The following is an 8663-nucleotide window of genomic DNA, read 5'->3' on the forward strand; positions in this document are numbered from 1 at the left end:
GAGGAAGTGGCCACTTCCTCGACCACCGCGGGTTCCGCGCGCGGGGCGGGTCAGCCGGCCAGGGGGGCCGTCAGGTCGTAGACGGTGGTGCCGTCGACCGTGGTGGAGGAGAAGCTCTCCCGCACCCAGGTGGCGATCTCCGAGGAACCGCCCCGGCCGCCGCCCCCGCCCCCGCCGACGAGGAAGTAGCGGACCTGCCCGTCGGCCACGAGCTGCTGGAACCGCTCCAGCGTGGGCGCGGGGTCGGAGCCGGAGAACCCGCCGATCCCCACGACGTCGGTGCCGCTGGCCAGGGCGTAGCCCGCCGAGGAGCTCGTCGAGGTCGTCGCCGCGGACCACGTCGTGCCGGCCGCGCGCAGCAGCGCCACCAGCTCCTCGCCGACCTGCTCGCCGCCGCCACCACCGCCACCGCCGAACCCGCCGCCCTGCGCGGCACCGGGCGCGGCACCGGGTGCGGCACCGCCGGGGAACGCCCCGCGACCGGACCCGCCGCGCGCGCCGCCGCCGGGCAGGCCCGCACCCCCCGCGGTGGCCGGTCCGGCCAGCGGGATCGAGCCGGTGTGCGGGGTGGTCACCGTCTCGGCGGCGTACGCCGCCGGCCCGGCCAGCGAGAGCGCCACCGCCGCCGCGAGCGAGGCCGCCACCAGCCGCGCCGGGCGGCGCAGCAGCAGCCCGGCCGCCGCCGCCAGCGCCAGGACGGCCACGACCCAGCGCAGCCACGGCACGAACCCCGGGGTGCGGCCCAGCAGCACGAACGCCCACGCGCCGGTGACGAGCACGGCCGCGGACAGCACCGCCCGCACCGCGACGCGCTCGCGCCGCGCCCACAGGGCCGCGCCGCCGACGCCGACCAGGCCGGCGATCCCGGGGGCCAGCGCCACCGTGTAGTACTGGTGGAACGTGCCCTCCATGAGGCTGAACACGAGCGCCGTGACGAGCGTCCAGCCGCCCCACACCACCAGCGAGGCGCGCACCCGGTCGGTGCGCGGGCGCCGCCACGTCACCACCGCGGCCGCCACGAGCAGCAGCAGCGCCGCCGGCAGCAGCCAGGAGACCTGACCGCCCACGCTGGTGCCGAACATCCGCAGCCAGCCCGCGTCGGCGCTGAAACCCCCGCCACCGCCGCCGAAACCCCCCGCGGGCGCCTCCGCACCGCCGGGCGGACCCGCCGGGGCGGCACCGCCGGCACCGGCCGCACCACCGCCCTCGTTCCCGAACAACCGGCCCAGGCCGTTGTAGCCGACCGCCAGGTCCCACGCCGTGCCGTCGGTGGAACCGCCGATGTAGGGGCGGCTGCCCGCCGGCCACAGGCCCGCGACGAGGAACCACCAGCCGGCGCCGGCGACGAGCGCGGCCCCCGCCGCCAGGAGCTGGCCGACCCGCCGCAGGAACCCGGTGGGCGCGGCCCACAGGTGCGCCAGCGCGAAGGCCGGCAGCGGCAGCAGCGCCTGCGCGGTCTTGGTGAGGAACGCGAACCCGACGAGGACGCCGGCCAGCACCAGCCAGCGGGTGCGCGCCGCCTCCAGCGCCCGCACCACCGCGTGCGCGGCGGACACCAGCAGCAGCACGAGCAGCGCGTCGGGGTTGTTGAAGCGGAACATCAGCACCGCCACCGGCGTCAGCGCGAGCACCGCGCCCGCGACGAGCGCGGCGACCGGCCCGGCGACGCGGCGCACCGCGCCGTGCAGCACGGCCACGGCCGCCACGCCCATCAGCGCCTGCGGCACCAGCACGCTCCAGCTCGACAACCCGAACACCCGCGCCGAGGCCGCCACCACCCACAGCGAGGCGGGCGGCTTGTCGACGGTGATGGTGTTCCCGGCGTCGGCGGAGCCGAAGAAGAACGCCGTCCAGTCCTTCGTCATGGCCTGCACGGCACCGGAGTAGAAGGAGTTCGCCCAGCCCGAGGCGGACAGGTCCCACAGGTGCAGGGCGGCGGTGGCGGCCAGCAGCGCGGCGACCGCGGCCCTCTCGCCGCGGCTCCAGCGCGGCGGTGGCGCCGGGGCCGGGACGGCCGCGCCGCCCGGCGCCGGGCTCGTGGTGAGGGGGGAGGTGGTCACGGTGCTCCGCTCCGGTGTCGTGGGGTGGGGCCGGTGGTGCTCAGGTCGTCGTCGTGCCGGTCGTGGTGCCGGTCGTCGCGCCGGTGCCGCCGGGCACCTGGGCGCCGGTGCCGCCGGACCCGCCGGGAGGACCGCCCGGCTGGCCGGCACCGTCCTGTCCGGGGAGCTGACCCGGGAGCTGACCCGGGAGCTGACCCGGGAGCTGACCCGGGAGCTGACCGGGGAACGGCCCGCCGCTCTGCCCGGTGGTGGTCCGCTCGGTGCCCGCCGCCCCGTCGGCGGTGGCGTGCCCCACGGCGAAGCCGGCGCCGGCGCCGGCCAGCGCCAGCGCCGCGCCCGCCACCGGCAGCACCCAGCGGCCGCGGCCCGCGCGCCGCGCCCGCACCAGCACCACCTCCGAGGCCGGCGACCCCGCCCGGGGCGGCGCGGGCCACGGCACCGCCGCGCCCAGCGGCTCGGGCCGCACCACCGGCACCCCGGCCGTCGCCACCGGGCCCGGCCGCGGGGCCGGTCCCGCGCCCCGCTCCACCCGCGCCCACCGCGACCCCTCGCGCACCTCGTCCTGGCCCACCGCGACCCCCTCCGCTGCCCGCCCCCGTGGCGGTCCCCCGCGTTGGCCACCACCGTCGGCGGCCGAGGTGGGCGGGGGCGGTCAGCGGACTGTGGCGCCCCTGTGAGGACGGCGCCGGCGGCCCGGACGGCTGGGGTAGCGTCGGGCGTCCGTCCCCCGCCCCGACCGACCCGAGCGAGCCCCCGTTGCCCCACGCCCCCCGCGCCGTCGTCGTCCTGCCCACGTACGACGAGGCCGGCAACATCGCCGTGATGCTGCAGCGGCTGCTGGACTCCCCCGCCGGGCCCGACGTCCTCGTCGTCGACGACTCCTCCCCCGACGGCACCGGCGAGATCGTGCGGCGCGTGGCGGCGGAGCTGCCCGAGGGGCGGGTGCGGCTGCTGACGCGCACCGTCAAGGACGGCCTGGGCGCGGCGTACCGGGCGGGCTTCGCCGAGGCGCTGCGCACCGGCGAGCACGACGTCGTGGTGCAGATGGACGCCGACGGCTCGCACCCGGTGGAGGTGCTGCCGCGGATGCTGGAGGAGGTCGCCGCCGGCGCGGACCTCGTCCTGGGCGCCCGGTACGTGCCCGGCGGCGCCCTCGACGACGCCTGGCCCTGGTACCGCAAGGCCCTCTCGCGCGGGGCGAACACCTACGCGCGGGTGCTGCTGCGCGCGCCGGTGGCGGACCTGACCGGCGGGTACAAGGCGTGGCGGGCGGACCTGCTGCGCTCGCTGGACCTGTCGGCGCTGACCGCGGCCGGGTACGCGTTCCAGATCCAGACGACGCTGGCGGCGCTGCAGCGCGGGGCGACGGTGCGCGAGGTGCCGATCCTGTTCACCGAGCGCACCTCGGGCACCTCGAAGATGTCCGGGGCGATCATCACCGAGGCCATGGGCGCGGTGTGGCGGATGCGCCGGCACGGCCCCACCGGGCGGCCCGCGCACCGCTGAGGTCCCGCCGCGTCCCGTCCCGTCCCGCACGGCGGGGCGCGGCGCCGCGGGGGTCCTCAGCGTTGCCGGGTGCGGCGTCGTCTGCCAGGGTCGTGCCTCGGACCGGGGTGGAGGGGACCCGCCGTCGCGCCTCGGCGCGGGGTGGCCGCCGCGGGACGCCCCGCAGCAGGGGCTCTGGAGCGAGGCGGGGGGAGCGCGCGTGCCCGACGACGAGGACGCCGTCGCCCAGCTGCTCGACCTGGCCCGGGACATCTTCGGCACACCGGTCGCGGCGCTGGCGCGCACGGGGCGCGAGGGCGAGCGCCCGGTCGTGGAGCAGACCTCCAGCACCCTGGACGTGCGCGCCACGGTGCGCCTGCTCGACCGCACCGACCTGGCGCGCGAGGTGCTGGCGGTGGACGTGCTGCGCCCGGACGGCACGCCCGGCGGGCGGCTGCTGGGGGTGCCGGCGGACCCGGCCGAGCCGCTGGGCTCGCGGCAGGTGGAGGCGCTGCACGTCGTGGCCGCGCTCGTGGCCGGGGTGCTGCACCACCGCGACCGGCGGCGCGCCGAGCGCAGCGACCGGCTGGCGTCGCTGGACGCGCTGGTGCGCGGCCGCGGGCGCGGCACCGTGCTGCAGCCCGTGGTGGACCTGCGCACCGGCGCCCTCGTGGGCGCGGAGGCCCTCAGCCGCTTCACCGGCCCGGACGGCTACCCGCGCCGCCCCGAGCAGGTGTTCGCCGACGCCCGCTCCGCCGGCGCGGGGGTGCGGCTGGAGCGGGCGGCGGTGGCCTCCGCGGTGGCGCTGCTGGACGAGGTGCCGCCCGGCGCCTACCTGAGCGTCAACGCCTCGGCCGAGGCGCTGCTGGACGAGGAGGTCCGCGGGCTGCTGCTGGCCTCGCACCCGGAGCGGCTCGTCGTGGAGGTCACCGAGCACGACCCCGTGGCGGACTACGCGGCGCTGGCGGAGAGCACCGCGGAGCTGCGCGCCGGGGGGCTGCGGCTCGCGGTCGACGACGCCGGGTCGGGGTTCGCGAGCCTGCAGCACGTGCTGCACCTGTCCCCGGACGTGGTCAAGCTCGACATCGCGTTCGTGCGCGGCATCGACGCCGACCCGGCCCGCCGGGCGGTGGCGCGGGCGCTGGTGGGCTTCGCCGCCGAGGTGGGCTCGACGATGGTCGCCGAGGGCGTGGAGCGGGCCGCGGAGCTGGCGGTGCTGCGGGACCTGGGCGTGGAGTGCGCGCAGGGCTACCTGCTGGGGCGCCCGGCCCCGCCGCCGCTGCCGCTGCGGCCGGCGGCCGGGTGGCAGCGCAGCGGGGCGGGCGCGACGACGACGGTCGTGCTGACCCGGGAGCAGCGCCGCGGCTGCTGAGCCCGCCGGCGGACCCCTCCGACCGACCGCGCTGGGCGAGGCGGGCGCGCCGGTGGGCGCGGCCCTCAGGCCGCGCGCGCCAGCGCCGCCAGCGCCTGGGCGAGCGAGGGGGCGCCCGCGGCGCGGAACACCTCGGCGCCGTCGTCGGTGCGCACGAGGACCGTGGGGGTGCTGGTGACGCCGGCCGCCTCGGCGCGCACCGGGTCGTCGGCGACGTCGACCTCGGTGAGGCGGGCGCGCGGGACGAGCCGCACGGCCTCGGTCAGGACGGCGCGGGCGCTGCGGCAGGGCCCGCAGAACGCCGAGGTGAACAGTTCGACGACCACGCCGTGGGCAACGCCGGGGCGCGGCGGGGGCTTCCGCCCGCTCCCCCGGCGCGGTGCGGGGGCTCAGCAGCTCCCGCCGCCACCGCCGTCCCCGCCGCCGAAACCCCCGCCGAACCCGCCGCCGGGGTCGCAGCCCCCGGCGGGGCCACCGCCGCCGCCGTAGCCGTGGCCGCCGAGCCAGTACCCGCCGGTCAGCCCCTGCGCCGTGCCCTCGTGCCGCCGGTGCGCGTCGGCGCGCCGGTCGTGGACCTCCGCGGCGCGGGGCCGGCCGCCGCGCGGGTGCCCCCGGTGCACCGCGGCGCCGAGGCAGGCCAGGGCCAGCACCACCGGCACGGCGAAGAAGACGATGTCGGACCACGCGTCCTGCACGGCGCACCTCCCCGGGCGCGACGCGGCGTCGCGCAGCACGACGCTACCGGCGCCGGGGCCGCTGCGGGCGGGAACGCCCGGGGACGCCGACGGCCCCCGCCGCGGGTGCGACGGGGGCCGTGGGCGTGCTGCGGCGGTGCTGCGGGGGTGCGGCTCAGACCGTGACGATGCTGAGCCGACCCCTGCCGTAGCGGGCGACCTTGACGTCCAGGTCGAGGCGGCTGCCGGTGCTCGTGGCCCACTGGGTCACGTCCGGGCGCAGGACCTCGCCCGGGGCGTACGCGGCGTGCAGCTTCAGGTGCGGGGCACCCTCGACGTTGAACAGCGAGGCCATGATGTTGAGCACCTCGTTGGCGTTGACGCGCAGCGCCTCGGACAGCTCGCCGTCCTCGATCGCGGCCTCGCTGGCCCCGGGGGGCAGCAGGCCGATCGCCGCGCCGGCGTGCGCGGCCAGCGCGAAGTCGAAGACCGCGACGGCCGCGGAGCGCAGCCGGTCGTCGACGTACAGGCCGACCGCGGCACCGGGCTTGCCGCCCACCGGGCACGGGGTGCCCGGGGAGACCTCGACCTCGCGGCCGAGGAGGTCCTCCAGCAGGTTGCGGATCGCCAGGTTCGAGGGCAGCGGGCTGCTGTCCATCGTCACCGCGGGACGCTCGGCGGCGGCGGCCGGGGCCGCCACCGCCGTGGCGTCGACCGTGCCGTCGGCCTTGAGGACCGGCGTCAGGGCCTCCGCGAACATCTCGGGCGTGAACGGCTTGGCGATGAGGAAGAGCGCGCCGGCGGCGGCGGCCTTCTCGCGCATCTCCTCCGAGCCCTCGGAGGTGACGAACCCGAACGGCACGTCGAGGCCCGAACCGCGCAGGTTCTGCAGCATCTCGATGCCGGACGCCTCGGGCATGTTCCAGTCCGAGAGGACGATGTCGGGGTTCTCGGCGCGGACCGCCTCGAAACCCTCCCGCCCGTTCTCGGCCTGCACGACCTCGACCCAGTCGAAGCCCGCCTGGCGCAGGGTGCGGATGACGATCTGACGCATGACGCGGCTGTCGTCCACCACGAGGGCCTTCACGTCAGGCCCCCGAGCCGGACAGCCACACGATGAACGTCATCCAGTGGCCCTGCCAGTTGGCGTCCAGGCGCGCCGCGCAGCGGCTGTTGGAGCGCGGCAGCGGCGGGGCCTCGGCGATGGCCGGCAGGCCCAGGGCGCCGGCGTCCGGCACCAGGGCCTTGATGTTGCCGCCGATGATGTTGGCGACCTCGCCCAGCGCGTCGTACACGTCGTCGTCGGTCAGCTCGCCGTCCTCCTGCAGGAGGGCGGCGGCCAGCGGCTTGGCCGCCGACTCCTGCACGAGCACCGTCACCAGGCCGGGGCGGGCGCCGGAGATGCCGACGCTCGCGCACAGCAGCGGCGCGGGGACCTCCTGCGGGTCGAACGCCGGCAGCAGCGGCTCGACGTGCCCGAAGTAGGACTGCCACATCTGGTCGACGATCTGCGCGAGGGCCTCGTCCTCGACGTAGTCGACGACCTGCTGAGCCTCGAGACCGGTGTCCTGGGTCACGCGGTCACCTCCGGCAGCAGGCCCAGCAGGGCGAGCTTCTCCTCCAGCGCGTCCACGGTGAAGGGCTTGATCAGGTACTCGTGCGCACCGGCGGCCAGGGCGCGGACGATCTGCCCGTGCTCGGCCTCGGTGGTCACCATCATGATGCTCAGCGAGCGGTACTCGCGGATCGCCCGGACCTGGGTGACGAACGTCAGACCGTCCATCACCGGCATGTTCCAGTCGACGGTCGCCAGCTCGGGCAGGGGGCCCTCCTGGAGGACCTTCAGCGCCTCGGCGCCGTCGGCGGCCTCCACGACCTCGTAACCCAGCTTGCGCAGCGCCCCGGCGATGATCTTCCGCATGGCGCGGGAGTCGTCGACGACCAGTGCCCTCATGTCGTTCTTTCCTCTCAGTTCTTCGGCCGGTGGACGGAGACCCGCCCGATGAGTTGCCGTTCCCAGTTGTCGTCGACGCCGAGCGTCGTCTCGGCCCCGCCGAGGAAGAGGTACCCGTCCGGGCGCAGAGCCCTGCGGACCCGGGTGAGGATGTCCCTCTTCGTGGCGAGGTCGAAGTAGATGAGCACGTTCCGCAGGAAGACCACGTCGAACTGGCCCAGTGCGGCGTAGCTGCTGGTCAGGTTCAGCTGCTGGAACCTGACCATCTGGCGCAGGTTCTGGTTGACCTGCCAGTTCATGCCGGCCCGCGTGAAGTGCCGGACCAGCAGGGGCGCCGGGAGGCCGCGGTTGACCTCCAGCTGCGAGTACGTCCCCGCCTTGGCCTTCTCCAGGACCTCGGTGGAGATGTCCGTGCCGATGATCTCCGCGCGCCAGCCCTCGGCGACGACGGAGTCCTGCAGGCTGATGGCCAGGCTGTAGGCCTCCTGGCCGGTGGAGCTGGCCGCGGACCAGATGCGCAGCGAGCGCGTCGAGGCGCGCGACTGCTTCAGGGCCGGGACCACCGTGGTGGAGAAGGCCTGGAACGGGGCGCCGTCGCGGTACCACGACGTCTCGTTCGTCGTCAGCGCCTCGACGATCGCGGTCTGCGCCCGGCGGTCCGGGCGCAGGCGCACGCCGTCGACGTACGCGTTGACGTCGGCCGCGCCCGCGGCCCGCGCCAGCGGCACGAGGCGGGACTCGACCAGGTACTCCTTGCCCTTCTCCAGGACGATCGCGCTCTCCTTGCGGACGAGCGTGCAGACCCAGTCGAAAGCCGTGGGGGTCAGCGCCATGTCACCACCTGCCAGTTGTGGGTCGGGCCGCAGCAGCGGCGGTGCGGGTCGCCGGCGGGAGCGCCGGGTGGGGGGGGAGGCTCGCGTGGGGGCGCGCGAGCGCCGCGCGCGAGGCGGGGAAGGACTCCGCCGGCGGCAGGGGGGTGCGCGCGGCGGCCGGGGAGGCCCCGGCCCGCGGGCCGCCCCCGCCCCGCCCCAGCGCCTCCGGGGTGGGGCTAACAGGCACGAACAACTAAGCCACCCCCACGCCCGCCCCCCCGCCCGGCCACCCCCCCACCCCCCACG

9 protein-coding genes and 1 pseudogene are annotated in these 8663 nt (G+C 77.3%); 2 read left to right on the forward strand and 8 right to left on the reverse strand.

Going from position 1 to position 8663, the window contains the following annotated elements; translation table 11 throughout:
• Positions 1 to 50: 50 nt before the first annotated feature.
• Entirely contained in the window at positions 51 to 2060 is a 2010-nt protein-coding gene (locus ACRYR7_RS22330) for a glycosyltransferase family 39 protein (RefSeq protein WP_432574312.1), read from the reverse strand.
• Positions 2061 to 2100: 40 nt separating this feature from the next.
• Complete coding sequence (locus ACRYR7_RS22335) at positions 2101 to 2631, reverse strand: hypothetical protein (RefSeq protein WP_432574313.1); 531 nt, start codon at positions 2629 to 2631, stop codon at positions 2101 to 2103.
• A gap of 185 nt (positions 2632 to 2816) precedes the next feature.
• Between ACRYR7_RS22335 and ACRYR7_RS22340 the strand changes: the two genes are divergently transcribed.
• Together ACRYR7_RS22340 and ACRYR7_RS22345 are read left to right on the forward strand one after the other, a co-directional pair.
• The gene (locus tag ACRYR7_RS22340; protein ID WP_432574314.1) at positions 2817 to 3566 is read left to right on the forward strand and encodes a polyprenol monophosphomannose synthase; all 750 of its coding nucleotides are present in this window, start codon (positions 2817 to 2819) and stop codon (positions 3564 to 3566) included.
• Between the two features lie 199 nt (positions 3567 to 3765).
• On the forward strand, positions 3766 to 4917 hold the full coding sequence (locus ACRYR7_RS22345; protein WP_432574315.1) for an EAL domain-containing protein: 1152 nt from the start codon (positions 3766 to 3768) through the stop codon (positions 4915 to 4917).
• 65 nt (positions 4918 to 4982) lie between these two features.
• On the opposite strand, the gene ACRYR7_RS22350 is transcribed toward ACRYR7_RS22345, so the two are convergent.
• The 6 genes and pseudogenes from ACRYR7_RS22350 to ACRYR7_RS22375 form a co-directional block, all read right to left on the reverse strand.
• A complete protein-coding gene (locus ACRYR7_RS22350) occupies positions 4983 to 5243 on the reverse strand; it encodes a thioredoxin domain-containing protein (RefSeq protein ID WP_432574316.1) in 261 nt (86 codons plus the stop codon).
• 63 nt (positions 5244 to 5306) lie between these two features.
• Entirely contained in the window at positions 5307 to 5612 is a 306-nt protein-coding gene (locus ACRYR7_RS22355; protein ID WP_432574317.1) for a hypothetical protein, read from the reverse strand.
• A 709-nt stretch (positions 5613 to 6321) separates the two neighbouring features.
• Positions 6322 to 6678 (reverse strand): annotated as a pseudogene (locus ACRYR7_RS22360) (response regulator); the annotation flags it as partial.
• 1 nt (position 6679) lies between these two features.
• Positions 6680 to 7168, reverse strand: coding sequence for a chemotaxis protein CheX (locus tag ACRYR7_RS22365; protein WP_432574318.1), 489 nt, complete (start codon positions 7166 to 7168; stop codon positions 6680 to 6682).
• Positions 7165 to 7545 (reverse strand): response regulator, encoded by a 381-nt coding sequence (locus tag ACRYR7_RS22370; RefSeq protein WP_432574319.1) that lies wholly within the window; start codon positions 7543 to 7545, stop codon positions 7165 to 7167. Before ACRYR7_RS22370 ends, ACRYR7_RS22365 begins: the two co-directional genes overlap by 4 nt.
• A gap of 14 nt (positions 7546 to 7559) precedes the next feature.
• On the reverse strand, positions 7560 to 8378 hold the full coding sequence (locus tag ACRYR7_RS22375; protein WP_432574320.1) for a CheR family methyltransferase: 819 nt from the start codon (positions 8376 to 8378) through the stop codon (positions 7560 to 7562).
• Positions 8379 to 8663 lie beyond the last annotated feature (285 nt).

The organism is Kineococcus gurbantunggutensis (assembly GCF_050871925.1).
Lineage (GTDB): Bacteria > Actinomycetota > Actinomycetes > Actinomycetales > Kineococcaceae > Kineococcus.

What these genes read in the sequence shown, in the direction of transcription:
- ACRYR7_RS22375 (WP_432574320.1), bottom strand. Translation starts at nt 8,378, where the DNA reads ATGGCGCTGACCCCCACGGCTTTCGACTGGGTCTGCACGCTCGTCCGC.
- ACRYR7_RS22370 (WP_432574319.1), bottom strand. Translation starts at nt 7,545, where the DNA reads ATGAGGGCACTGGTCGTCGACGACTCCCGCGCCATGCGGAAGATCATC.